The 24883-nt window shown below is 61.1% G+C and carries 27 protein-coding genes and 2 pseudogenes; 15 read left to right on the top strand and 14 right to left on the bottom strand.

Going from position 1 to position 24883, the window contains the following annotated elements:
* Positions 1–36 precede the first annotated feature (36 nt).
* The 8 genes and pseudogenes from IVA75_RS07180 to IVA75_RS07145 form a co-directional block, all read left to right on the top strand.
* Complete coding sequence (locus IVA75_RS07180; RefSeq protein WP_247282237.1) at positions 37–2292, top strand: DUF2235 domain-containing protein; 2256 nt, start codon at positions 37–39, stop codon at positions 2290–2292.
* Between the two features lie 78 nt (positions 2293–2370).
* Positions 2371–2538, top strand: a complete 168-nt coding sequence (locus tag IVA75_RS07175; protein WP_247282236.1) for a hypothetical protein — start codon at positions 2371–2373, stop codon at positions 2536–2538.
* A gap of 111 nt (positions 2539–2649) precedes the next feature.
* Positions 2650–3177 carry an ATP-binding protein gene (locus IVA75_RS07170; protein ID WP_247282235.1) on the top strand — a complete coding sequence of 176 codons (528 nt, stop codon included), beginning with the start codon at positions 2650–2652 and terminating at the stop codon, positions 3175–3177.
* A 31-nt stretch (positions 3178–3208) separates the two neighbouring features.
* Positions 3209–3649: a hypothetical protein gene (locus IVA75_RS07165; RefSeq protein WP_247282234.1), complete on the top strand. Its 441-nt coding sequence runs from the start codon at positions 3209–3211 to the stop codon at positions 3647–3649.
* 277 nt (positions 3650–3926) lie between these two features.
* A complete protein-coding gene (locus IVA75_RS07160) occupies positions 3927–4076 on the top strand; it encodes a hypothetical protein (RefSeq protein ID WP_247282233.1) in 150 nt (49 codons plus the stop codon).
* 18 nt (positions 4077–4094) lie between these two features.
* Complete coding sequence (locus tag IVA75_RS07155) at positions 4095–4628, top strand: hypothetical protein (RefSeq protein ID WP_247282232.1); 534 nt, start codon at positions 4095–4097, stop codon at positions 4626–4628.
* Positions 4625–6061, top strand: a complete 1437-nt coding sequence (locus tag IVA75_RS07150; RefSeq protein ID WP_247282231.1) for a hypothetical protein — start codon at positions 4625–4627, stop codon at positions 6059–6061. The genes IVA75_RS07155 and IVA75_RS07150 overlap by 4 nt, the downstream gene beginning before the upstream one ends.
* Positions 6062–6240: 179 nt before the next feature.
* Positions 6241–7110 (top strand): annotated as a pseudogene (locus IVA75_RS07145) (ISL3 family transposase); the annotation flags it as partial.
* Here the strand turns inward: IVA75_RS07145 and IVA75_RS07140 are convergent.
* The 6 genes from IVA75_RS07140 to IVA75_RS07115 form a co-directional block, all read right to left on the bottom strand.
* The gene (locus IVA75_RS07140) at positions 7089–7421 is read right to left on the bottom strand and encodes a L,D-transpeptidase (RefSeq protein ID WP_247282309.1); all 333 of its coding nucleotides are present in this window, start codon (positions 7419–7421) and stop codon (positions 7089–7091) included. The pseudogene IVA75_RS07145 and the gene IVA75_RS07140 sit on opposite strands and share 22 nt — an antisense overlap.
* 136 nt (positions 7422–7557) lie before the next feature.
* Positions 7558–7914, bottom strand: a complete 357-nt coding sequence (locus IVA75_RS07135) for a peptidoglycan-binding domain-containing protein (protein ID WP_247282230.1) — start codon at positions 7912–7914, stop codon at positions 7558–7560.
* Positions 7911–8138, bottom strand: coding sequence for a hypothetical protein (locus IVA75_RS07130; protein ID WP_247282229.1), 228 nt, complete (start codon positions 8136–8138; stop codon positions 7911–7913). The genes IVA75_RS07135 and IVA75_RS07130 overlap by 4 nt, the downstream gene beginning before the upstream one ends.
* Positions 8139–8284: 146 nt before the next feature.
* Positions 8285–8899: a trimeric intracellular cation channel family protein gene (locus tag IVA75_RS07125; RefSeq protein WP_247282228.1), complete on the bottom strand. Its 615-nt coding sequence runs from the start codon at positions 8897–8899 to the stop codon at positions 8285–8287.
* A gap of 17 nt (positions 8900–8916) precedes the next feature.
* Complete coding sequence (locus IVA75_RS07120; RefSeq protein WP_247282227.1) at positions 8917–10164, bottom strand: M20 family metallopeptidase; 1248 nt, start codon at positions 10162–10164, stop codon at positions 8917–8919.
* Positions 10165–10265: 101 nt separating this feature from the next.
* Positions 10266–10832, bottom strand: coding sequence for an NAD(P)H-dependent oxidoreductase (locus IVA75_RS07115; RefSeq protein WP_247282226.1), 567 nt, complete (start codon positions 10830–10832; stop codon positions 10266–10268).
* A gap of 503 nt (positions 10833–11335) precedes the next feature.
* On the opposite strand from IVA75_RS07115, the gene IVA75_RS07105 reads away from it, so the two are divergent.
* From IVA75_RS07105 to IVA75_RS07085, 5 genes and pseudogenes are all read left to right on the top strand, one after another.
* The gene (locus IVA75_RS07105) at positions 11336–11587 is read left to right on the top strand and encodes a hypothetical protein (protein ID WP_247282225.1); all 252 of its coding nucleotides are present in this window, start codon (positions 11336–11338) and stop codon (positions 11585–11587) included.
* Between the two features lie 608 nt (positions 11588–12195).
* Positions 12196–12455, top strand: a pseudogene (locus IVA75_RS07100) (Hsp20 family protein); the annotation flags it as partial.
* Between the two features lie 297 nt (positions 12456–12752).
* Positions 12753–12905, top strand: a complete 153-nt coding sequence (locus IVA75_RS07095; RefSeq protein WP_018456572.1) for a hypothetical protein — start codon at positions 12753–12755, stop codon at positions 12903–12905.
* Positions 12906–13010: 105 nt separating this feature from the next.
* On the top strand, positions 13011–13223 hold the full coding sequence (locus tag IVA75_RS07090) for a hypothetical protein (RefSeq protein ID WP_247282224.1): 213 nt from the start codon (positions 13011–13013) through the stop codon (positions 13221–13223).
* Positions 13224–13610: 387 nt separating this feature from the next.
* Positions 13611–13751, top strand: a complete 141-nt coding sequence (locus IVA75_RS07085; protein ID WP_247282223.1) for a hypothetical protein — start codon at positions 13611–13613, stop codon at positions 13749–13751.
* On the opposite strand, the gene IVA75_RS07080 is transcribed toward IVA75_RS07085, so the two are convergent.
* The 8 genes from IVA75_RS07080 to IVA75_RS07045 form a co-directional block, all read right to left on the bottom strand.
* A complete protein-coding gene (locus IVA75_RS07080) occupies positions 13748–14269 on the bottom strand; it encodes a GSU2403 family nucleotidyltransferase fold protein (protein WP_247282222.1) in 522 nt (173 codons plus the stop codon). The genes IVA75_RS07085 and IVA75_RS07080 overlap by 4 nt on opposite strands.
* Positions 14233–14910 (bottom strand): nucleotidyltransferase domain-containing protein, encoded by a 678-nt coding sequence (locus IVA75_RS07075; RefSeq protein WP_247282221.1) that lies wholly within the window; start codon positions 14908–14910, stop codon positions 14233–14235. Before IVA75_RS07075 ends, IVA75_RS07080 begins: the two co-directional genes overlap by 37 nt.
* A gap of 49 nt (positions 14911–14959) precedes the next feature.
* Complete coding sequence (locus IVA75_RS07070; RefSeq protein ID WP_247282220.1) at positions 14960–16465, bottom strand: alkaline phosphatase family protein; 1506 nt, start codon at positions 16463–16465, stop codon at positions 14960–14962.
* On the bottom strand, positions 16462–17319 hold the full coding sequence (locus IVA75_RS07065) for an ABC transporter permease (RefSeq protein ID WP_247282308.1): 858 nt from the start codon (positions 17317–17319) through the stop codon (positions 16462–16464). Before IVA75_RS07065 ends, IVA75_RS07070 begins: the two co-directional genes overlap by 4 nt.
* 24 nt (positions 17320–17343) lie before the next feature.
* Positions 17344–18279: an ABC transporter permease gene (locus IVA75_RS07060; protein ID WP_247282219.1), complete on the bottom strand. Its 936-nt coding sequence runs from the start codon at positions 18277–18279 to the stop codon at positions 17344–17346.
* Positions 18279–19277: an oligopeptide/dipeptide ABC transporter ATP-binding protein gene (locus IVA75_RS07055; RefSeq protein ID WP_276577084.1), complete on the bottom strand. Its 999-nt coding sequence runs from the start codon at positions 19275–19277 to the stop codon at positions 18279–18281. The genes IVA75_RS07060 and IVA75_RS07055 overlap by 1 nt, the downstream gene beginning before the upstream one ends.
* Positions 19274–20260, bottom strand: coding sequence for an ABC transporter ATP-binding protein (locus IVA75_RS07050; RefSeq protein WP_247282218.1), 987 nt, complete (start codon positions 20258–20260; stop codon positions 19274–19276). Before IVA75_RS07050 ends, IVA75_RS07055 begins: the two co-directional genes overlap by 4 nt.
* 128 nt (positions 20261–20388) lie before the next feature.
* Positions 20389–21969 carry an ABC transporter substrate-binding protein gene (locus IVA75_RS07045; protein ID WP_247282217.1) on the bottom strand — a complete coding sequence of 527 codons (1581 nt, stop codon included), beginning with the start codon at positions 21967–21969 and terminating at the stop codon, positions 20389–20391.
* Between the two features lie 666 nt (positions 21970–22635).
* Between IVA75_RS07045 and IVA75_RS07040 the strand changes: the two genes are divergently transcribed.
* Positions 22636–23508, top strand: a complete 873-nt coding sequence (locus IVA75_RS07040) for an isocitrate lyase/phosphoenolpyruvate mutase family protein (protein WP_247282216.1) — start codon at positions 22636–22638, stop codon at positions 23506–23508.
* A gap of 356 nt (positions 23509–23864) precedes the next feature.
* Entirely contained in the window at positions 23865–24773 is a 909-nt protein-coding gene (locus tag IVA75_RS07035; protein ID WP_247282215.1) for a LysR family transcriptional regulator, read from the top strand.
* Positions 24774–24883 lie beyond the last annotated feature (110 nt).

Here is a 24883-nt window from a genome sequence, read left to right as displayed (position 1 = left end):
CACTTTCATGCGGTTCTTTTCATTGAGGCTATTGCGATGGCCAGTCCCAAGATCATTATTCTGTCCGACGGCACCGGCAACGCCGCCTCCAGCGTCTGGCGGACGAACGTCTGGCGGATGTTCCAGGCGCTCGACCTGGAAGGCAACACCCAGGCCGCCAAATACGATGACGGCGTCGGCACGTCGTCGTTCGTCCCTCTTGCTGTGTTGGGCGGCGCTTTCGGCTTCGGTCTCAAGCGCAACATCCTCGACGCCTACAAGTTCATCTGCCGCAACTACGACCACACGAACCACTCCAGGATCTACCTGTTCGGCTTCAGCCGTGGCGCCTTCACGGTCCGCGTCCTGGCGGCGCTCATCCTCGAGCAGGGACTGGTGGTGGCCGACACGGAGTCCGAACTGCACGATGGCGCGGTGAAGGCCTACCGAGCCTACCGCGCCAACGGCTATCACTCGATCTGGCGGATTGAGAAACTGTTCAGGGGGATTCGCGATTACATCCTCGTGCCAATCCTTGATCGCCTCCAGGGCAACAAGTCTTATGCGGCAATCATCAAGCAGCCGGTCCCGACTCTGGAGTTCATCGGCGTCTGGGACACGGTCGCGGCTTACGGACTGCCCATCGATGAAATGACGCGAGGGATCAGCAACTGGGTGTGGCCCCTTGAGCTCCCCGATCGTGTCCTCAGCCCGCGCGTCAACTGTGCGCGACACGCGCTCGCGCTGGATGACGAGCGGACCACGTTCCACCCCGTCCTCTGGACCGAGCAAGGCGAGCACAGACCGCCCACCCCGACCACGATCGATGACGAGCGCCTGGTCCAGGTCTGGTTCGTCGGCATGCATGCCAATGTCGGCGGCGGTTATCCCGATGACGCGGTGGCGTTCGTGCCACTGGCGTGGCTGGTCGACGAGGCAGTGAAACGCGGCCTCATCTTCAAGCAGGCGCCTTTCGCGGACCCCGACTCGATCAGGTGGATCAATTCGTCCCAGGACAAGGACGGGCGGCTCTACGACTCCCGCGCCGGTCTCGGGTCCTATTATCGTTACGGTCCGCGTAAGGTCGCCGAGCTCTGCAACGATCCGTACGTCGGTGTGAGCGTGCCGCTCCCCAAGATCCACGAGACCGTGTTCGAACGGATCGACAGCGGTTGCAACGCATACGCCCCGATCGGCCTGCCGCCGGACTACCTGGTGGTTTCCCGTAACGGCAGGCTGACGCCGGTCAGTCAGGGCACGTTTGAAACACCGCCCGGCACGGCGGCGCGATACGCGGCGCAGGAAAAGCTCTGGAACTTCGTCTGGATGCGCCGCATCGCCTACTTCGCGACCCTCGCCGCGACACTGCATCTGGCTGCATTCTGGCTCTTCCATCGCCTCGAGCCGACCCATGAGTTCGACAGCAGCATCCGGATGGTGTCGGAAGTCGTCCGTCGGATAGAGGACTTCCTGCCGCGCGCCTTTCATTGGTGGACGGACTGGTACGCCGCGAACCCCGAATGGTTCGCGGGCGGCATCGTGGCGATCGCCATCTTTATCGGCATCGGCAATTCGCTCAGCGCGCGCATCCGCGACGGCATGCGGATCATCTGGCAGAGCCGTCCCACGCCTGTTCCTCTGTCAGGTGCTCTTCACGACGCGATCTACACGTTCCGGACCCATCTGATCTATCAGTTCATCCTGAACCTGGGACGGCGCCACGTCGTACCGTTCCTGCTGGCCTTCCTCATGGTTTGGTACGGCGCGACGGTCCTGAGCCACTTCGTGTTCAATGCCGCGGATTCCATGGGCGCATTCTGCGCGCCGAGCAAGACGACCACGCCGGTCGATCAACTGACGACAGCGAGGGAATTCGACACGGCTTCCATCTGTTCTCCCACCGGCCTCTCCGTTCGGGCGGGCTTCCGTTATGAGATCACCGTCACGATGATCGAGCCTTGGGAATCGGACGGGCGGCCGACCACGCCGGTCGGCTACAGGACATCAACGATCGAAGCCTCAAAACGCTGGGGCGGCTATGCAAGCATCTTCCTGCGCCGCATCCTGTTTCGCCCGTGGTACAGGCTCATCGCCCGAGTGGGCGACAAAGGCGTGGATGAGTACTTCCTCGATCCCGTGCCTGTGGCAAATACCAATCCGCAAGCCTATCGCGACACCATCAAGACTGAACGCAGCGGCGAACTTCTCCTCTACGTGAACGACGCCGTGATCGCGCTGCCCTGGTTCTATGACTGGTTCTACGGGCCGACGCATCACCATGGGAAGGCGAAGGTGACGGTGAAGCTTCTGTAGCTTCGCTTCCGGTTTGAGCGGAAATCAGGCGCGCACCCGGAGCTAGCCAACGCCGTCGAGGCAGTGCGGGACGGCCGGATGTATATTGAGAAGTTGAACAACCCATTCCTGTTCGAGGACAAGGCCTCCGCGGCTGAATACAGTGCCGGTCTCAAATACGCGATCGATCATGGCTGGCTGGAGCCGGTCCATGAGAGCGGGACATCCACGCGGATGACTCAGGCTGGAAAGGACCTGTTTGCCTGAGCTGCGCTAAACAGCCCTGTGAATATCCGGGACAGATGTCCCAATCATCGCAATGCTACCCTGCATTGTGCCATCGTGCGTATTCACGATTCGCCTAATTTGCGACAGACAATGGCTAATTTCGAATTCAACGATCGCGCCGATTTCCAGAAGATGGTTGATGCGCGGATCGAAGAAACACTTACCCTCGAATACAAGGCATCGCCCGCGCTATCGCGAGACAGTAAGGACGTACATGAGCTGTGCAAAGATGTGTCAGCTATGGCCAACTCGGCCGGAGGGCAGATCGTTTATGGAATTGAAGAGGACAAGAAGACCCACAAGCCGACCAAGGCCGACGATGGTGTGGTGGATGACAAAATCACGCGAGAGTGGATTATCCAAATCCTGAACTCCAACATCCCGCCTCGCATTGACCGCGTTAGCGTTCAGCGGATTCGGTTGAGCGACAAAGGCCACGGATTTGTCGTTTCCGTCGAGCCGACCTTGACCGGCCCTCACCAACCCCCGGACAAAAAATACTACAGCGCTTTGAACTCCATGCCGTGCCGATGGAGGATTATGAAATACGAGACGTCCTCCGGAGGTCCACTACGCCTGACCTTGCGCGTGCGCTTCACGCTGAGCTGGCTGATCTAGTTGCACGATGCTGCTTCGATTCGGAGAGCAAGTGGCGTCAGTATTGGCCAGCGAATGCGCAAGGCACTACCTTGGAAAAAATGAACTGCGGAGCTTTGCACCGGCAGAGCCAACGATATTTGCCAACGCCTCGGGCGAGCTGGGGTTACTGGGCAAAGATGCCCCGCTGCGTCTGGTTCAATTCTATAACAGCTTAGCTGCGCTGCGACGGGATATCCGCGACATTGCCGATGGTCTAACTGGCAACCCGGCAAACGCGAGGCTCGTTCGGCAGGTCGCTTCACCCTTCAACCCGGACTCGACGCCCTTCGCGCGCTGGAACATCTGGTACCGGATGCGGAGAAGGTCGAGGAAGCCGCGATTAAACCTTACGACGCCACTCGCCAGATTGGACCGGCGCCCGATGGGACTCTTCAGGATCGTATCCATCAACTTCTGCGATAAAAAGAACTTTCAATCTTTGCGCCGATGAGCCTCTTCGAGATAACCAATACATCCCGTGCTGGTACCACCATCTCGACCGCGCTCGACCAGCTTGCTGTACACGGCCAAGCTCGCTGCCGACGTGACGCGCTGCCCGGTACGTGCACCGCATTGCGGAGGCCACGCTACGCAACAGGATGCTACATCGCTCGTTGCCTGATCAGAGGCTGCCAGCGGCACGAGGTCGTTATCGAGACACCATCTTGCGGTTGCAATGTAGTTCCCCTACAGTTTCATAACTTACGACATCCTGTCAGGGGCTCCAGATGGCGAAGAAGATGACCAAGAAGAAGTCTGCGAAGAAGAGCGTGAAGCGCGTCAAGAAGGCGAAGAAGGCCAAGAGCGCCGCCAAAAAGACTGCAAAATTCAGGCGGGGTAAAGGCGGCATCGGCGGCTTCAGCGACCAACCCACTTAGCCTGAAAAGACCGGCTGGATGCTTTATCAGTCGACAGGTTCAGCGACCTGCGCGGTCTGCGCGGTCGGGAATCTTCTTTCGCTTTACGGCATCCAGCGCGAGCGCCAAGAGGTCATCGGCCTGTTTCCCAATCCCATGCGAAGGCGGCTCCCGTACGTCAACCACCCGCGCCTTTTGGAGGTCCTCAACCAATCGTTTCCGGGGAGGGGTCTACACTGGCGCCGGTTTGCCTCATTCTCGCCCGAACGGGTAGCCCCGGTCCTGGCGCTGGAAGTCGCCGGTCGCAGGCCCGTACCGCTGACCTTCCACATGCGGCATACCGAAAGGGATTGGGCGGGCGTCCATTGCGTGCTTGTCGTGCGGGTCGATCAGGCAGGCATCCACGTCATTGATTCTTTGGGACGGCGCGGTCGAAACGCAGCGAATTCGACAATCCTGCCGCGTCGGCATGGTAACGGCTGGCGTGTGGCCGGCGCGCCGCTGATCGTGGTCCCACGCCCTGCCCGCATTCTTCTTGGTTTACCCGCGCTCACGGAAAGGGCCGCCAGATGAAAATGAAGGTCGTACCAAAGGCCTTGTCGGGCCTGGCGTCGAAACCTGCTTTCAAGAAGGCTCATCGTGCTTGCGGCGCCGAATTCAATGGCCATCTTGAGCGGTTTCTGACCGCTACGATGGATGAGGTTCGTCTGACTACATCCGACCGCGTGGTTCAGAGCATCCTAAACATGATCGGCCTTGAGGACTCGACTCAGTTTCGCGACGCTGTGCTTCGCCGCGAAATCTCGGGCATGATCGAATACGAGAAGCAGCGGGATCACTCCTCCCATACGCTCTATAATTATCTGCTGGGCTGGTACTTTTTTATTCACAGCAAGAGTGTGCGCGACGCCCTCACCGTCGAGTTCGCAAAGCGCGGGATCCCAGCCGCAAGAAATCATCCCATACGGCAATTTCGGACCAATCCCGATTTCTTTGGCCTTGTCTGGCAATACGTGTCGATCCTTCACGACATCGGTTACATGTTCGAGGGCAGCCTATCCCGCATGTCCTTCGACCAATCGAGCAAGCAGGCTGAGATTGGCGCTAGGGTCGCGCGGCATTACTTCAACCGGGCCGTCTGGATCGAAAACAAGATCGACTTGGTCGCTGCACGGGAGCAGCTTCTCGCTGAACTTGGGTCGTCACTATCTCCGCCGGCATACGAGCGAACGGGCACGCTCGGCGATATCGCCGATGAGCTGAGGACCGTTGGCGGCCTCGACGATCTCCTGCAAGCCGTGCGCGATGATCTTCCCGATCCCATTGCAAGGCCCGATCTGCCCTCTTTTTCCGGCGATAGCTTTGATCTTTGGGCCCATCACTACGAACAGTTCGGCAATCCGGCCATGGCCGACCGGTTTCGATCAATGCGGAAGGTCTTCAACGGCCTGATCGACTACGGCCTGCCCAAACCCAAGATCCGCATCCTCGACCACGGGGTCTGCGGTGGTCTGCTCCAGCTCCAGGCGTCGACTTACTATTATCGCCTCCGCGCTGCGGCGGTGTCGGCCATCGCGCCGTCCGCCCTAGCCCAAAATTTGCTCGCTACCGGCTGGAGCCCGACCTTCTGGTGGATAGGCATCGTCTGGGGAACGGCGGCTTCCGCTTTGCACAATGTCCAGCAGATGACCGATGCGAGCGAGCTCGACACCGCATGGCCCGGTAAACTTAAGCTGTCAGACGATCCCATTGCTTATCTCGGCATCCTCGTCGACATCATGCAGGAATGGAACCGATACTCCGTCTTCAAGTCGCTCGATCGGGAGCGCGAACCCATTCAGGGAATCGAAGTCGAGCTCGGCTCTGAGAACGACAAGATAGTCCTACTCTTCAAGGAGCCAAATGCCGTCGGCCGCGCGAAGAAGGTCCGTGATGGCCTCAATGAATCGCTCGAAGGCTGGGAAAACCTCGTAGAGGTCCGCCCTCCTTCCCCGCCAGCGCCCTGAAGCGTCAACGCCGCCGATGGCTTCGCTACCGCGATAATCCTGACGCTGCTTTTGCCCGCAAGCAGGTTGAGCCGGCCAGCATGATCGTCGACCTAGACTGCCTGATGTCCCTGTTTGCGATCTCCAGGCAGAGGAGACGGCATTTCCTGGCCGTCAAGAAGGAGCTCCTGGACGCCGCCGTGGAGCCGGGCTTTCGAATTTCATCGCTAGTACCGAGCGGTTTGGTGTTTGATGGCGTAAGTGATTCAGAGGATTCGGTTATTCTAGCTGTTCGGTCAGAGGCTGCGGAGGCCCAGTGTCCTTTGTGCGCGACAGCATCGCGCCGAATCCATAGCCGTTACATCCGGCACGTGGCCGATTTGCCATCAGCGGGCAGAAAGGTGCGCCTCCGATTGCTCACGCGGCGCTTCACATGTGAGGTGCCGCATTGCCGCCGGCGGATCTTCGCAGAGCGGTTCGGAGAAGACATCGTCCCGCTTCGATGGCGCCGGACGGCACGGCTGGAATACATCGTCCATCACTTGGGGTTGGCGCTCGGTGGCAGGCCGGCGGCAAGTTTCGCCAAGCGGCTCATGCTGCCTGTCAGCAACGATACCTTGCTACGGGTGGTCCGCCGGCGGACGGCAATGCCGACAGATCCATTGCTCGTTGTGGGCATCGATGACTGGGCGTTCCGGAGAAACCATCGATACGGGACGATCGTGTGCGATTTGGAGCGTCGGCGGATCGTTACCCTGCTGCCCGACCGGGAAACTGCGACCGTTCGGGCGTGGCTATCGAAGCACCCAGCGATCAACATTCTGTCGCGAGATCGCGGTGGTGGATACGGCGAGGCAGCAGCCAAGGCGCTGCCGAACGCCATCCAAGTCGCCGACCGCTGGCATCTGATGGAGAATGCGAGCGCGGCCTTTCTTGATGCGGTGCGCCGCTCCATGAACAGGATCCGAACCGCAATCGGAGCGACGACGATCAACTCGGAATTGCTGAGCTATGCGGAAAAGCTGCGCTATCAGGGTTATCTGCGGCGTCAGGACAGCCATGCCGCAATTGGCTTGCGGGAGTGAACGCCCTTGAAATGGTAAGCCGGATTGTAGCGGTAGGTCGGATTGCGATCGATCTCCGTCACCTTCAAGGTGCCGGAGGGGGATGGTTTCTCCTCACTGCCGATCGTCGCGGGGTAGAATCCTATCAGCGCGTTCGACTTGTCGAACAGCTTGACCGTCTGCCGGCTCTTGTTGACTTCGACCTTGGCCGCCTTCTCTGAGGTCTGCTCGACTCCGGAGTCGATCACGACGATGGCCGCGCCGGCGCGGTCGAAGTGCCTTCCCGGATTCAGGGCGAACAGCAGATCCTCGCTCATGTGAAACTTCCCGGCCAAACCTTCGCGCGGGCTGCCGTAGGACAGCTTCGGAATGTCCTTCATGTCCTCCATCTTCGCAGGTAGCTTCTTGAGGAAAGGCCTGCGACGTCCTCCTCCGCGATGGTGTAGTTCATCGTCACCGGGGGCCGTCCCCAGCAAGCTTTCCCCAAACATCGGCGTTGAGGTCGTCGGAGACCGGCAATTGCTGCGCCTCTTCGAAGGCCCGCAGTGCCTTCTTCGCGTTCTCCCCGAACCTTCCGTCGATCTCGCCTGGCGAGAAGTGCGCCCGCTCGAGCAGGACTTTCAACCGGACCCCCGCCGGGGTCGGCTTCTCGTTGGACAGGGTCTTCTTCGAGGGCTCGGCCGCGTCGATCTTGGAAGGCTTCATTTCAGTGGCACGCGCGGAGCTGGTGACGCCCGCCAGCACAATGCCGATCACAATGCATCCGGACGACACATGCCAGCCTGGCTTGCGGTGGCGCTGGTGGATCACTTCCGGTCCGCAGGCGCCTGTGCGTTAGCCTTGTTGGCGTCGGCCTTGTTTGCTTCGTGATGACCGACGGCGCAGCCGGCCGCAGCGCCGAGCTTGCCGTGTCCCGCCATATGCCCGGCAACGCCGCCGACGATGGCCCCCTTGATGCAGCCCCTGGCGTCCGCGCCGGGTGCGAAAGCCAGCGAAATGGCGGCCGCGCAAGCCGCTGCCAAAATCAATCTCATGAGCGTTCTCCATCGTGAAAGTTAAGGATGCAACGGACTGGAACGCGCTCCGTTCCGTGCGCAGCGCAAGATGATCGACAGCGGGCTGGCGAGCGCCGACTAGCACCTCTCCGAACCTGCGAACGCGTTTGGCCAGCGGGGTCGCACTAGTCCATGATCTTCGCAACCGGAAGCCGCCAGCCACGCTTCATTGCCATGACGCGCAGCGAGAAGCATGAAATCAGCGCCACCGCCGTCACCGGCGCGACTGGCAACTGCAACATGTGCCCAACTACCACGATGGCCGCGGCCGCAAGCGCCGCGACCGCATATAGCTCTGCACGGAGCACAGTAGGAATCTCGGCGAGCAGCACGTCGCGCACCATCCCGCCGCCGATCCCGGTGACCATGCCCAGCACTATGGCCATGAGCGGGTTCAGCCCGTGGGCCATTGCCTTCGATGCGCCGGTGACGGCGAAAAGCGCAAGACCTGCGGCGTCGAAGATGAGGACCGCGTTCGACATCCGCACGATCAAGGAAGAGAAGAAGAACGTGATGACACCAGCGAAGAGCGATACGCCGAGGTAGCGCCAGTCGGCGATAGCGCCGGGAGGAACGACGCCGATCAGGAGATCCCGGGTGATGCCGCCCGAATTGGCCGCCGCGAACGACAGTACCACAATGCCGAACAAGTCCAATTTTCGCTTGACCCCCGCCAGCGCCCCGCTAAGCGCGAAGACAAAGGTGCCGGCCAGATCAAGCACAAGCGGAAGCGCTTGCATGATGCCGTTTTCCGGCACTATGCCGGCAACCAGGCGCGAGCCGCGACCACCAGCGCCTCCACGCCGGTTTGCAGGGTGGGGTGCAGAACAGGTGCGAATTTCGGACTGTGGTTCACTGGCAACTCGGTGAGCTTATTCGCCGCTTCCGCCTTGGCGTAGGTCTCCGGATCGGTACCGCCGACAAACCAGAAAACCGAGGGCACGTGCCATTCGGTCCCGAACGACCCGAAGTCCTCGCTCGCAGGGGCGGGTCCCGTTGCCCTTACCCGTTCGGTGCCGAAATGACCCCGGAATGCGCCCACCACGCGTTCGCTTGCATCCCGGTCGTTCACGTTGAGAGGATAGTGGTCCAGCGAGGTGATCTCCGGTTTGCGAGGGGCGCCGGAGGCCGCCGCCTCGGCATTGACGATCCGCTCGATGGCAGCCAGGACGCGCGTCCTTACTCCGGCATCGAAAGTCCGTACGTTCAGCTTGATGATGGCCTCGTCCGGAATGACGTTTTCTTTCGTCCCCGCCTGCAGGACGCCGATAGTCACGACTGCTGCTTCCGCAGCGGCGATCTCGCGCGAAACGATGGTCTGCAGCCGCAGCACGGTGGCCGCCGCCATCACCACCGGATCGATGCTCGCCTGCGGCATCGACCCGTGCGCGCCGCGACCGAACAGGCGAATTTGCAAGCTGTCGGCGGCGGAGGTGATCGCGCCTGCACGTCCGGCAACGGTGCCCGACGGCCCAACCATGACATGCTGCCCAAGAATTACATCTGGTTTCGGGAAACGCTTGAACAGGCCGTCGTCGATCATGGCCTGCGCGCCTTCCGCCGTCTCTTCGGCGGGCTGAAAGACCGCCATGATCGTCCCGCGCCAGGTGGTCCGGGCCTCGGCCAGCAATTGGGTGGCGCCTACAAGCCAGGTTACGTGCATGTCGTGACCGCACATATGACTGACGGGGACGGTGTTTCCGTCGCGATCTTTGGCCGTGATCTTGCTGGCGTAGGCAAGCCCGGTTGCTTCCTCGACGGGCAGTGCGTCCATGTCCGCGCGCAGCATGACCGTCGGTCCCTCGCCGTTCCGTAGCAAGCCGACCACGCCGGTTTTGCCGACGCCCGCCGTGACTTCGAAACCCGCGGCGCGAAGTCGGTCGGCCGCCAACGTCGCCGTGCGGATCTCCTGCATCGACAACTCGGGATGCGAATGCACATCCTTGTAGAGTTCGGCCAGGTCGGGAAGCATTGCGTCAAGGTTGCCTAGTGCGGGATCGGACATGGGCCACTCCATCGCAGGACTTGAAGCAAAGGAAGCTTTTCCCTTTTCACAATCCGGCGCAAGCAGATCGAGCCGGAATAGCGCTGGCTTGCAGAGGGCCCCTAAGCCTGTTTGGAGGTGTTAGCGGACACCCACGCGGCATAGGACTGCATGAAGCCCTGAAGGAATTTCCGCGTTTCCTCGTTGACCAGCTTTCCGTCCGCGTCGAACAGTCTGTCGGCGCCGCCGATATAAGCTTCCGGTTGCGGCATCGCGGGCACGTCGAGAAATACCAACGACTGTCTCAGATGATGGTTGGCGCCGAAGCCGCCGATGCCGCCCGGCGAGGCGCTGACGACAGCGCCAGGCTTGCCGCTCCAGGCACTCTTGCCGTAGGGCCGCGATCCCACATCCAGGGCGTTCTTCAACGCGGCAGGCACCGAGCGATTGTACTCGGGGGTGACAAAAAGGACGGAATCCGCCGCCCGTACACGCTCGCGGAACGCCGTCCATTCCGCTGGCGGATCGTCATCGCCGTCCTGATTGTAGAGCGGCAGTTGGCCGATCTCGACGATGCCCAGCTTCAGTCCGGCTGGCGCCAGTTCAGCGAGCGCATTGGCCACCATGCGATTGATCGAAGCCTTCCTGAGGCTACCGACGATCACGGCGACGTCGCGGGGCTGATCCATGCGGTTCCCTTTCGATGTTTTTGAAGTCGACTCCGACCTAACCCCGCAAAAGACCAATGGCTCCTCGGTCGGGAGCGGCTACGCGATCCGATCCGGCAACAACGGCGCGACGGACGGACTCGAAAAACGTAAGCCGACTTCCGTCCCGTGCCGGCCGCGGGCTTCTTCGCGACTTCCTTCGCAGGCTCATCCCCGAGATTCATCCGGCGACGGCCGCCGCGCCCTGGGAATTCGGAGGAAGAGCCTCTTGACTCGCATGAACGAAACGGGAACATAAAAGTATGAAAGCTGCTCCCGATCGGACTATTCCCGCCGTCGACGATTTCGTTGCCGCCGCCGACCAGGCGATAGCGGCTTGCGGTGGCGATGCCCGGAAAACCGTGAAGGTCCTATTGGTCGCTAACGCTTTTCTGGAGGTGCGGCTCGACGACTCCACTCGAAGGTGTCGACCGGCTACGTCCGGGGGCGACTTCCAGGGCCGCGCGAACGCAAGGACGAGGCAGATGGCTAACGTGACCTGCTATGTCGCTCTACCGTTCGTTTTCTCCGACAACGGCGTGGCCGCCGGGGAGGCAACGGAGTGCTTCAGCGCCAACGCCGCGGTCATGCGGGCCGAGGCGCTATCCCGGAAGCCCGGTCACGCCGGCGCCGTCGCGTTCTCGCGGACCGGAGATCCGTCCAGCGGCGACTTCAGGGCCGCCACGCTGATCCGGAAGTTCGGTGACGACGTGCCAGACGACCTGAGCGCGCTGTGAAGCTCGACTGGCTCCGTGGCGAGATCACCCGCATGCGCGGGCAACTCCGCGCGCAGGAGCGGGAGATCGGGATGCTCAGCGGGCCGGCGTGCCGACAGCGTCAGCCGAACTGCTGCTCTCGAAAATGCGGGCGAAGGCCGACGATCTCTGTCGCGAGGGGGACACTCTCCGGAAAGCGGCGTCCGCCTGACGCGACCGGCGTCACCGCGCCTCCAGATCCCCGCTGCCAGCGCTGCCGACGCGAGCACGCTTGACGACGAGGGGATGATCCGCACCCCGCCCGCGTGCAGGTGGCGGGCTGGACCGGCCTGCTTCTATCGTTGCGCCAAGCGTCCGCGTCCTGCTGCAGCCGCCTCGCCCAGCCGTGCTTTTGGCCTGGGCGAGGCTCTGTCATGCCGATTGAACGGTCCGCATGACTGCGTCTGTCGCGCCGCCAACCGCGACACCGAGAAGCGGCGCTTCGGCTTGCCGCCGGGCGGATTGCGAGGGCCACCGTCCACTTCGCAGAGAGCGTCAAGGATGGCGTCGATGCCGACGGGTGCCTTCAGTCCCTCTGGGGCCCGCAGCGCCCTGCCTCGTAACCATTTTGCTCTTTGGAGGATCTGGCTATGCGCAGCTACGACTTTTCACCGCTCTGGCGTTCGACCATCGGCTTCGATCGTCTTTTCGATCTCGCGGAATCCGCCCAGCGCGCCGCTGAAGATAATTATCCCCGTACAACATTGAACGGCTCGGCGATGATCGCTACCAGATCTCGCTCGCGGTCGCCGGCTTCTCGCCCGAGGAGATCTCGGTCACGGCCGAGCACAACGTCGTCACGATCGAGGGAAGCAAGCCCGAGAAGGCCGAGCGCGAGTATTTCTATCGCCGGACACGACCGGTCCCCGTCTGGGAATCCCGGCCCCAAAAGGCACCCGGAAGCCACCCTGCGGTGGCGCCTGAGAAATTAGAAAACCCGGTTTTGGTTTCAAGGTCGGCCCGAAAAATTTTCGGATGCAGCCGACGCCGATCTCCGACGCCCGAAAGAGGCTGCGAGCCGCCGTTAGCCCTCCCCGCGCGAGACCGAGCTTGCAACAATCAGGCGATGGCGGTGAGAGCCAGTTCACACGCGGCAGCCGGAAGAGCTGCTACGGCTGGTATGGTGGTTTTCAGAGGAGACCGAACCATGGAATGGGCGGCGAAGGCGCTGGCAGGCGCGACCGGCACGGACAAGGACATCGAAGAACTCAAGGCGGTCGCGATCTTCTGCGGCGCCGGGCTGTTGCTATCCCTCTCAGCAGCCATGGTCTTCCCGGACCTCTGGTCCGCCCTCTTCTGAGCAATTGTCACCGGACCACGCCGAGTGGCACCAAGCCCCCGCCGTTCTTGACTCCCAGGGCATCGGCATACTCAACTCCGCCGATTAATATCGTGGGGTTGTGTCATGGAGCAGGAATTCTACCAGGGCCTCGCCCATCGGGTCCGGATCCTCGCCGAGAAGGCCGATCCGTTCACCAGGCGACGCCTGCTGGATCTCGCCAAGCGATACGATGCGAAGAGCGGTCAGCCACCCCGCCCGGCAGCGGCCGAGCGTCCGCTGCCGGTGCCGCGGACGACGCCACCGGCGTCCATCTTCTCCGGACCCGGCGAAGCCTAAGGTGTGGACGGCGGCTGCCATCGCTGCATAATTGAACGGCTGCGGGTCAAGACGCGTTCGCTCGGACTCGCTCGCGCCCTTCGCGAGCGGCGGCAGCGGAGGCACTGGCGCAACGACCGTCTGAGCCGCAGGTCCGGTCCCGGCCGCTGGTCGCCAGGATCGCCATGTCGTGTTTGATGTCGTCCATCACGGCGAAGCCGCGAAAAAGCGAGCGCTTCAACAGAAAACGGGACTCCAGGCGCTTGACTTCGAATCCTTGGTGCGAATCGAATGGCCAGATGACGCAAGCAAACTCCCACTTTGCGCAAGCGCGGACCGACTAGCCGAGTCGTTTTCAAAGTGGCCCCACAAGTCCGCGGAGGCGCCCATGCTGGTGCTGGTGCTGTGATGATGATGCCGGTGATGATGCCGCTCACGATGATCGTCGGCATGCCGATGAGCAGCAGCATCATGCTGATCACCATCATGGTGCCGCCGATTATCGGCGGCCGGATATGCCGGCCTCGCTCTTTCGAACCTGAATGTTAGGCGCGGGCCGCGGTGTCTTTCTTAGCGAAAAGCGGCTCCGCGCTGTCTACCACTTCTTTGGGAAGCATCTTCAGCTGCCCTGCGTCGAATGGTAGGTGAGTGAGATAGTTCGCGACCAGAGCCCCGACGGCTTCCGCCTGTGCTGCATCTCGTTGTCGCTTGAGCGGTTCCCTGTCCGCACGCCGGGACAACCAAAGCTTATGGGCGGCCCAAACCCGCGGGTCTGGAGCGACGATGCGCACCGGTTCGCCCTTCTGGTCGATCGCGGTTGCCTCGAAAGCCGGCGAATTCTGCAGCCAATCGAGTCCTTCGATTTGAACGGCAGTCAGGTCTTCGGGGTCCGAGCCGATTTTATCCGGGGCCTTCTTCCAAGGAGGGCTCTGCATAGGTTTGATCAGATCGACGAGATAGCCGTCCCGGTTTACGGCGCGGAACGTCTGCTTGGCGCGCTCGAGGCTGGTGTCGACACGTTGGAGTATCTTCAGCAACGAAGACTCGGAAACGTCGTCGTCCGCCACAAACGTAAGGCCGCCGCGCGCGTCGAACAGAAAATCGATGCCCTTCGTCGTGGCCAGCCCCCAGGATCGACTCTGACGCCGGAGGAGGCCTCATAAGCGTAGATGGCGTTTGTTCCGAGAATCCGAATGCCGAAACCTAACATTCCGAAGCCATCGAGAGCGCGCATGATGCGGGCACCCATCAGAGGGACGGTTTCAACAGTTCCACCGCAGATGCAGCCGAACTGTTGAAACTGGGAACTTTTGTCTCCATTCGGTGGCCGTCCATCCGACTTGCTACCCGCCTCCATCGAACCACTGCTCCAGCGCCTGGCTATCGGTTTCTTTTCCGCGCAAGCAACATCGCGATCCAATTGATCGATGAGATCTGCCAACTGTCGATCGTACAACGAAGGCACCAGGTCGACTTGCTTGTTTTCAACCACCCCCAGGCGGAGGCCTTCTTCGTAGCGCTTGAAAGCAGATGTTTCGGCAGCCATCTTCGTAGTTGGCAAGATCGACCCGGAGAGCACTGTCGTACCGGCTCCGGGCAAACGGCTACGGAGGAGTTCATGATACTCCTCGGCCCGCTTACCTCGCGCTCTGGCCAGACGCGCTTGCTTGGAGATGGCGCGGCTTCCGGACGAGCTGCGGGACAGCATCCCGGCGCTCGCTGCCGGTCTCCGCTCCCGCATGCGAAAGCCCCCAGGTTCACGCGGCGTTCTCTGCAAAGCCGCCTTCGATATAGGCTGCCGCTCCTACCTGTATGCGACGCAAGACCTGGTGGTAAGTGGAGGAGCCTGCCTCGTAGACGGTCTCTACGACCGACGCGGGTGCAGCCCGGGGCAATGTCGCAAACGTCTCGTTGAGGACGCGCCCATCCATCTGGCTAGGGGCGACAATTCCCAAGAGATGCAGAATGGTCGGCGCGATGTCGCAGATTCCCGACGGAACTTCTGAAAGGCTGCCCGAGTGGAAGGCAGGTCCGGCGAGAATGCCGACCGCCGCCATCTCTTTAGGGTGCAAGCCGCCGTGTACTCCCAGTCCGATCGGCGCGTCGTTGCTCCAGGTTCGGCCGATGAGGCCGAATGGATCGACTTCACTATCGGCACGATAGGAGAACAGGATGTCGCTGGATCGGGCATGATCCGCCATCACAAGTTGGCGCGCAAAACTGCCCGGCGCGATGCCGTCGATGTCATTTCGTCCAGCGGTGAAGATGGGTCCGCACCACGGCGCCTTGGTCATTGCTGCGACGGCTCGCCGGATGTTCCGCTCCGAGGGGTCTGCCAGATAAATGGCCCCCACCTGCCCGGGAACGAGAATCGCATCTACGTCTTGCCCAGGCGCCGAGCCGCAACGGAATCCGGCATCTCTGAGCACTTGGTGAACGTCAGCCTTCGCATGGACGCTCACGTGTCCATGATCTGAGACGGCAATGATGTGGACGTCCTGCCGCCGGCCTTCAGCCTCCCACCAGTACAGAACGCGACCGAATTGCTGGTCGGCCCAGGCGAGCGCTTCCAAGGTCCGTACCCCTGCCGTGCCGCAGTAATGAGACGAGCTGTCCGGTTCGCCAAAGGAGAGAATGGTGACGTCCGGCCGAAGCTGTGGCCAGACCATCTCCAGCAAAGCCGCCGTCAGGTAGCTCTGCGCTGCGAGGTCGGGCGTTCCTGCAGGCGGGGGCGCCGGGGGCGGACCGATTCGAGCATTCAGCGCATCGAGAAGAGATCGGGAAGTCGCGAGCCGCGCGAAGTGCCCCGAGATTGTGGGATGGCCGAGCGTGCGCGCCTTGTGGTTGAACAAGCGGGTCGTCCCGGCAGAATTCGACGCGAGCACCGCGAGCGTCTTGCCGTGGGCGGCAAGAACCTCGCCGAGCGTTGGCACGCCCATGAGACGCCCGCCGCTCAACGTATCCAGGGTTTCGACCAGTTGGTCATCGGCCGTGTCGACGTAGCGGGACGGCACCGCTGCGCGGTCGAGGTATTGGTTCCCGACCATGCCATGGCGCCCGGGTGATGCGCCGGTAACAAGACTAGGCATCGCCGCCCGCGTTTCGCTCGGATAGACGGTGACATTCCGGCCGAGGGTCACGCCCTGGCGCTGCAGCCTGTGAAGATGAGGAGTCGCTGTAGCGTTTATAAGATCGGGACGGAGCCCATCGAAACTGACAAGGATGACGCGGCGGGTAGCAGGGGAAGTTACAGAGGCCTTCACGATAATGTCTTGTCCATGCGGTCGCGCAGCCAGTCCCCCACCAGCGAGATGGACAGTGTGGTGAGCGAGATGATCAGCGAAGAGGGGACGAGTATCCAGGGCGCGCGGGTCAGATAGTCACGACCATAGCCGACCATATTGCCGAGGGAGGTGAGCGGGGGCTGCACGCCCAGACCAAGGAAGCTCAGACCACTCTCGAGCAGAATAATATCCGGAAAGGCAAGAGTCATGGTGACGATCAAGGTTGAGGCGATGTTCGGTAGGATGTGGCGCAGGTAAAGGCGGCAAGGTCCTGCACCCAGCTGGCGTACGGCGACCACATAGCCTTGCGTGTTCGCGCTCATCGCGAGCGCGCGCGTGACGCGCGCGTAGCGCTCCCAGCCATGAAGGCCAAGGAGGGCCACGAAGAGCAGCAGAGAGTTACCCACGAATGCAAGTACCGCGAGCGCTAGAACGAGAAACGGCATGCTGGCCTGGAAATCGACACATGCGAGGATGACCTGTTCGACCCAGCCGCGGAAATGGGCGGCGAGAAAGCCGAGCGTGGTACCCAGGCATGCGCCTATCAGCGTGGCTCCAAAGGCAATGAAAAGGCTCATCCGGATCGATATAAGTAAGCGCGCCAGCAGGTCCCTGCCAAGCTCGTCGGTGCCGAACAGATGCGATACGTGCCCCCCGAAGCCAATAGGCGCGGCGAGACGATGCCGAAGATCAAGTGCGGCATAATCATAGGGAGCGAGACGATCTGCCAGGATCGCGATGACGAGCATGAGCGCGAGCCAAGCGATGGCGCCTTGCACAGCAACATTGCGCCAACGAAGTACTCTCTTCTTCTTAACGTGAGCAAACGACATCTGTCCGGCAGACATTTCCGCCATCTACGCTCCTCCAGCAGAGCGCGTATCGCGCAGACGCGGATCGAGCATACCGTAAAGGAGATCGACTGCGAGGTTTGTCGCGATCATGGCGGCTGCCACCAGCAGCAAGATGCATTGGACCACAGCCAGGTCGCGACTTACGACGGAGACGACGAGCAGGCTACCGATTCCGGGCCAGGAAAAGACGCTTTCGACGAGCACCGTCCCCGCGATTAAGTTGCCCACCATCAAACCCACAATGGTCAACACTGGTATGGCGGCATTGGGCAGGGCATGGCCCGTCACCACTCTGCGCCATGGCACACCCTTGGCACTCGCCGTGCGGATATAGGTTTGCCCGAGCACCTCGAGCATGGCGCTGCGGGTGAAACGAGCCAGAACGGCCGCGCCGCCAAGGCCAAGCGTGACCACCGGCAGGACCATATGGCGCACGCTGCCCGCGCCACCTGAAGGAAACCAGGGAAGCTCGACCGCAAAGGCGAGCACGAGTACGAGCCCGAGCACGAATGAAGGCACGGTGAAGCCCGCTACCGTCACCATCATCACCAGACGGTCAGTGAAACTGTCGCGCTTGAGGGCTGCATAGATGCCGGCCGGAATGCCTAGGAGAAGATTGAGGGCGAGTGCCGGAGCAGTGAGCATCAGCGTGACCGGGATGCGTTCGGCAACAACCGTGGCGGCAGTACGCCCGTCCCGCATGGATTGGCCGAGATCTCCGTGGACGACCGCAAGAAGATATTTTACGTATTGGACCCAGAGTGGTGCATCGAGCCCCCAAGCCTTGCGAAAGGCCTCGACCGCATCGGCCGACGTTTCAGGCGACAGCATCGCGCGAGCGGGATCGCCAGAGGCTCGCAGAACCACGAAGGCGAATGTGACTACCATCGCTATGGTGAGCACGGCGCGAGCCACCCGAGTCATGATGAAGCGGGTCATCAGGCGACGCTCCCAACTTGGAGACCATCCCTGTTGATCAAATGGCAAGCGACCCTGCGTCCTGCGCCTACGGATGTGAGCTCGGGCACAATCCATGCGCAGGCCGGAAGAGCCGCCGGACAACGTGGATGGAAGGCGCAGCCGGCGGGCCGCGCCGATGGATTGGGCGGATCACCTTGCAGGATCGTCCGCTCGCTACGCCGTCCAGGCCTGGGTACGGCAGAAACCAGCGCTTTTGAATACGGATGCAAGGGGGCGCGCAGAACTGCATCGGGCGAGCCTTCTTCGACGATCGAGCCGAGATACATCACGGCGATGCGATCACTGATCTGCCGAACGACGCGCAGGTCATGGCTGATGAAGATCATCGCCATGTGCCGCCGCTCCTGCAGGTCACGCAGAAGATTGACGACTTGAGCCTGGATCGAGACGTCGAGCGCGGACACCGGCTCGTCGCACACGATGAGGTCCGGATCGGTCGCGAGTGCTCGTGCCAACACCGCACGCTGGCGTTGGCCACCTGAGAGTTCATGAGGATAGCGCGCCCCGTGATCGGTTCTGAGGCCAACGTCAGCGAGGAGCCTATTGATCAGGTCCGCTCTTTCGGACTTGCTGCCGATCCGATGAATTTCGAGCGGTTCTGCGATTTGCGCCCCGATCGTTAGCCGGCGATCGAGCGCCCCCAGCGGGTCCTGAAATACCATTTGGATTCGCATCCTGAGATGCCGCCAACGGATATCGCCCATCGGCGGCAACTCTTCTCCGCCGAAGCTGACGGTGCCCGCATCCGGTCGTTCCAGGCCAATGAGAAGCCGGCCCGCGGTGGATTTTCCGCAGCCCGATTCGCCAACAAGTCCGAGCGTCTCACCGCTGGCCAGAGACAGCGACAGTCCATTGACGGCGTGGACCGTCGAGTGACCCCGAAACAGGCCCTGGCGCAAGGAATATCGTCGGACAAGCCCATCGGCTTGGAGAAGCGGTGCGACCGTCATCGTCATGCGGCGACGGTCTCGTCCTGGCACCGCTGGCCGGTGACATGCAGGCAGGCAATTCTGTGGTCGGCATTATCCTCCACAGACGTCAATTCGACAGTGCATTCGCCACACCGGTCCGTGCGCAGGTCGCAGCGTGGCGCGAAGGGACATCCTGGCGGAAGGTCCGCCGGGCTCGGAACGACACCGGGAATGGCGGCGAGGCGCTGCCGAGGCCCGTCCAGATTCGGGAGGGCCCCAACAAGCCCGCGTGTATATGGATGAGTGGGATGGTCGAACAGACGCACGGCGGGTGCTTCTTCAATGATGTGCCCGGCGTAAAGCACCAGCACGCGCTCGCAGATCTCGGCGACAACGCCCAGATCATGTGAGATCAGGACCAGCGCCATGCCTCTTTCGCGTTGAATCTCTTGCAGAAGCTCAAGGATCTGCGCCTGAATAGTGACGTCCAAAGCGGTGGTGGGTTCATCGGCGATGAGGATGTCGGGCTGTCCCGCAAGCGCCATGGCAATCATGACCCGCTGATTCTGCCCACCGGAAAACTCGTGCGGATAGCGGCCAAGCCGTCGCGCCGCATCGGGAATGCCGACCTGATCCAGCAGACGACGCGCTTCATTCAGCGCGCTGCGCCTGTCCATCCCACGATGGAGCTGCAGAGCTTCGCCGATCTGATCGCCCACGGTACGCACGGGATTGAGCGCGCTGGTCGGATCCTGAAAGATCATTGCAATTCGGCGACCACGCACCTGTTCCAGATGACGGGCGGGAGCATGGAGAAGCTCTTCGCCAGCAAAGCGTACGCTGCCTGCCGTCCGGGCGCGCGACCCCAAGAGACCAAGCGCCGCAAGCCAAGTCACCGACTTTCCGCAACCACTTTCGCCGACCATGCCCAGCGCTTCGCCACGGCGGAGGCTGAGATTTATTCCACGCAGCACCGGCACCTGGTCGAAAGCAACCTGCAGCCCTGTAATCTCAAGAAGTCGTGTCATCTGAGCTCCCTGTCCTGCCAGCGTCGTCGCGGCTGCTCCTCGCGGGCGGCGTCGTAGGAATTGCGGGAGCCGGGCAGCCCACGTGGTGGAGCTGCGCGCAAGCGGAGGAACGCGTCATTCATCCTGAATCAGGTCCGGATCAAGGCGCTGTTGAATGGGCCGAAATTGAGATCGAGCGTCAGCCCCGGCAACCAGGGTACGTCGCGCCGCTTGCCATAGAACTGGCCGGACACATGCAAAATCACACAGGGCGGATCGACCTCATTGATGATCTCGAGCATGCGGCGCACGATTGGACGGCGCTGCTCGGGCTCAGCGGTCTCCTGGAGCTGCGCGCCCAAGGCGAAATACTCCTCGTTCTTCCAGACCCCGACCGACTTCGGCAGGGCGCCGCTGGGGCCGTATTCACGCCAGGGATGGCCGAGATGATCCAGAAACAACGCCGTGTTGGAGGTGTCGAAGATCGCCCGCACCGGCTGGCGCTGAACTTGAGCAAAGTTTTCCATCATCTCGATTTTGACGTTCAGGCCGACTGCACGCCACATCTCGATCATGGTTTGCGCGCCAGAGATCTGATTGGGGTAGTAGTTGTTGAGGAGCCGATAAATGATCGGCTCTCCTTTGTAGCCCGCCGCAGCGACCAGCTCCTTCGCCTTATCAGGATCATAAAGCAGCGCGGGGAAATCCTCGATGTAGCCCTGGCCATAACTCGCGAGTTGATAGCCATTCGGAATCGGCAGACGGTTCGCCCACAGGCTCTCGATCAAGAGCTTGCGATCGAGCGCAAGGCTCATCGCACGGCGGATCCGCACGTCTTTCAGCACTGGATCGTTCTGATCGAGCACGAGCGAGCGGATATTCTGTACTGGCCCGCCCGAGACCTGGAGATCGGCCCGCTTCTCGATACGCTCGAATTGATCGGGTGGGATGTCAGTGATGAGGTCGAGCTCGTTGGCAAGAAGGCCGTTCACGCGCGCGGAAAGCTCGGGAATAATGCGATATTCGACGCCCTCAAATGGTGGCCGTCCGCCCCAATATGCATCGTGCGCAGTCAATGTGACATGGATGTCGAGCTTGTGATTGACGAGCTTGTACGGGCCGCTCCCTACAGGAGCTGCCGTCCAGCGCTCCCACGAGCCCGCGGCGGTGAACGCGCGCTTACAGACGATCTCCGCTCCCCAGGAAGCCAGACGCTGCTCAAGCAGTGCGTCGTTCCCTTTGGCGTGGACAATGACCGTATAGGGATCGACGACATCCACTTTGTCGATCCGGTCCAGCGACTGCAGCGCATCGGACATTCCGCTGCGGCCCGGTCCCAACAGGTGGTCGGGCCCCAGGCTAAAGGCGACATCTTCGGCAGTCAGCGGGCTTCCGTCGTGGAACGCCACGCCTTTGCGCAGGAACAGCCGCAGCGACTGCGCATCAACTCGCTCCCAACGTTCGGCCAATGCCGGCCGCAGCGCCATCCCATTGGCGTGGTCAAAGCCAATGAGGCTCTCAAACAGCTGCGGCATGATCCGCCGAATGGCGGTGTCGGTTGCGATGACCGGGTCAAACGTGCGGGGAAAGCCCGACATGCCAACTCTTAATCGCCGCCGGGCTGGTTTCTTGCCGTCGCTCTCAGCCCAGGCGGTGCTCGCGGTCGGCAACAAACCTGCTGCGACCGCACCAGTCAAAGCCTCTCGCCGTGTCAGATGGCTGCGGGTCATCACCGTCTCCCGGAATTCGCTTCAATCAGTACGGAACGCATAGCCTTGACCTTGCGGCGATCAGCAGATCCTCGCAGAGGCCCAAAACCAAGATCGCTGATCTCGTGCTTGCCAAACGTGTCCGACGTTAGAGCCGCGAAATGCTACGCTGCGATGACATTCATCGACTAAGTCGATGTTCACGTGCGCAGATGAGATGACATGAGGCTTCCGGGCAGAGAACGGTGCCTCCTCGGAACTGGGTCGCTCCCGGTTGGGCTGAGGACGCTGCCCAACTAAAACGTCATCAGCGCTCTCACTGTTAGCGCAACCAACATGGTCTCGAGTGATCAAGTGTCGCGCGGAAACGATGTCCCCCCTAGCTTCTTGACCAGCTCTGAGGTGCAACGAGACACGACGCCATCATCGAGATGGTTGATCGTTAGATCGCAAGAATGCGATCACACCATTGGTCGGCCCGCTTAAGAGCAATTAGAAACCGGCAAGATTTCCGCTTTTCACTCAGGTGCTGACTCTTGTCTCTCGTTTAAGACCGACTCAGATGTCGTCCGTCCCCCCAAAAAGCCAAGATCATGACCGCTGGCGCGGCCCAATTGCGCGATCAGAGTGCCTGAGGTGACCCCGCCCAGTGATGGCGAGCCGTATCCGCGAAAGAAGGATTTTCCGATGTCCTCCGTCAAACGCCTTCGTACTCGCCTGGACGAAGCCAGTCTCATCCATGTCATGGCCGCCCATAGCCCACTTTCGGCTCTGCTGGCCGAAGAGGCCGGCTTCGATGCTTTATGGGCATCGGGCTTCGAACTCTCCGCGCTTTGCGGTCTGCCCGATATGAGTCTGATCTCGATGACCCAGCATCTCGACATGCTGCGCTCGATCGCTGGACGCACGACGCTGCCGATCATCGCTGACATTGACACCGGTTATGGCAATGCAATCAACGTGATCCACGCCGTTCACGAATACGAGCGAGCTGGCGCCAGCGCTGTGGTGATCGAAGACAAAACCTTTCCGAAAGTGACGAGCCTTATGGCTGGCGGACGCCAGGAACTGCTCCGCATCGAGGAGTTCCAGGGCAAGATCGAGGCCGCTGTTGCGACAAGACGAGACCCCAATTTTCTCGTGATCGCCCGCACCGAAGCCCTGATTGCGGGTCTCGGCGAAACGGAAGCTCTGCGCCGAGCAAAAGCTTACGAAGAGGCCGGCGCCGAAATGGTGCTGATCCATTCGAAAAAGAAGGATGCATCAGAGATCGAAAGCTTTTCGCGCGCCTGGGGCGGATCGGTGCCGCTAGCGATCGTGCCGAACGCCTACCCGGATCTCGACGCCGAGCGGGTCAAAGCACTCGGGAATATCCGCGTAATGATCTACGGCAATTACGGTATCCGCGCTGCTGCAACTGCGATGAGAGAGACCTTCCGCCGAATCATTGCCGATGGCGGCGTCCAGAACGTCCACAAGGATATTCTGCCGGTCGAGGAGATTTTCGACCTCCAGAACGTGGATAGCTTCAAGGCGGCCGAAGCTCGCTTCCTTCGCTAGATCTCTTGTCCAAGAGGGCGTCATTGCGTCTGAGCTCTGCTCGGGCGCAGCTTTTGCTGTTCGACAATTGCTGTAAACGCCCCTCTCCTCCAGAAGGGGGACCGCGCAAAGAGCGATCACGCCAGCCGATTTAACGGCACGATTTCGTCGCGCCTTTTGGAAAATAATGTGCGCAACTAGAAGCGAGCTCGTTCGCACGGATTGCACCGCGTCTGAGCGAAATCGCTTTCGCGCGCGACCTGCAGTTGGTATCTAGTAACCCGGCTACGATCATCGAATAATGTGATGGACGATTGATTTCTGGCAATGCCCTCCTGCGAGAACTGACGGGCATGCCCGAAATTCCGGAGCACAAAATGGCTACCGAAACGGATGAAGTGCCACTCAATGCGATCCGGGTATTCGTCACAATTGCGCGCGAGGGAAGCGTAACCCGCGCGGCTAGCGCCTTGAGAATGACCCAGAGTTCGGTCAGCCGCTACCTCGCCGTGCTGCAGGAGTATCTGGGCAGTGACCTCATGCAGCGTCGCGGCCGGCGTAGCGAATTGACGGAATTCGGGCGGCTTTTTGCGAACACGGTTGCAGAACCGCTAGATACCGTTTGCTTCACCGCCAAGAGAATGCGCCGACGGAATCGTCGGGACACCAATCGGATTGTAGTCCGCACGTCACTCTCGACTTTCGCTTACGCCTTTCTGATTCCAAATCTCCAAGCTTTTTCTAATGAAATGGGCGGCGTAGTTGTGGATGTGATTAGCTCACTTTCGCAACCGACGTCGTCCGACGATTACGACATTTTGATCACACGGGATCTTTCCGTCATCGAGCCGGCAGATGATTGGGAAATCTACAACGAGCAACTCGTATGTGTGGGCTCACCAAATCACGTCGATGGCAAGAGCCTCCCGGTTGTTCGCACAGTACCCATCCTGAACATCACATCCCGGCCTGACATAATGCCGACATGGCTTCGGGCCATGAACCTGACCCCAAAAGATATAAAATCGGGAGCGCGATATGATCACAATTACCTGGCCCTGCCGGCGGTGATGACGGGCAAATGTCTTCTCGTCGCGCCCGAAATCATTGTAAGTGACCTGGTACGTGGTGGAGCTCTCAATGTGATTCCACGATCGCGCACTCCCAGCGGCATGCAGTATCGCGCCTATGCTGTCGACCGAGGCGATAATCCCGAAATGTCTCGCGCTTTTTGCCGGTGGCTCGTTCGTCTTTGTAAGAAGACCGCCCTTGCGGAGACGGCATAAGATTGTCGTAGCAGCATTCCAGCTTGCTGAAGATCTCACCTAGCACCCGCTTTTCTTGAACGTGAGAGCAAAGCCCACAACGACGACGCTCGGCCCTTCGTCTGGACCAA

Origin of the sequence: Bradyrhizobium sp. 134, assembly GCF_023074155.1 — a bacterium.
Lineage (GTDB): Bacteria > Pseudomonadota > Alphaproteobacteria > Rhizobiales > Xanthobacteraceae > Bradyrhizobium.
This window is presented reverse-complemented; position numbering and strand designations above follow the sequence as displayed.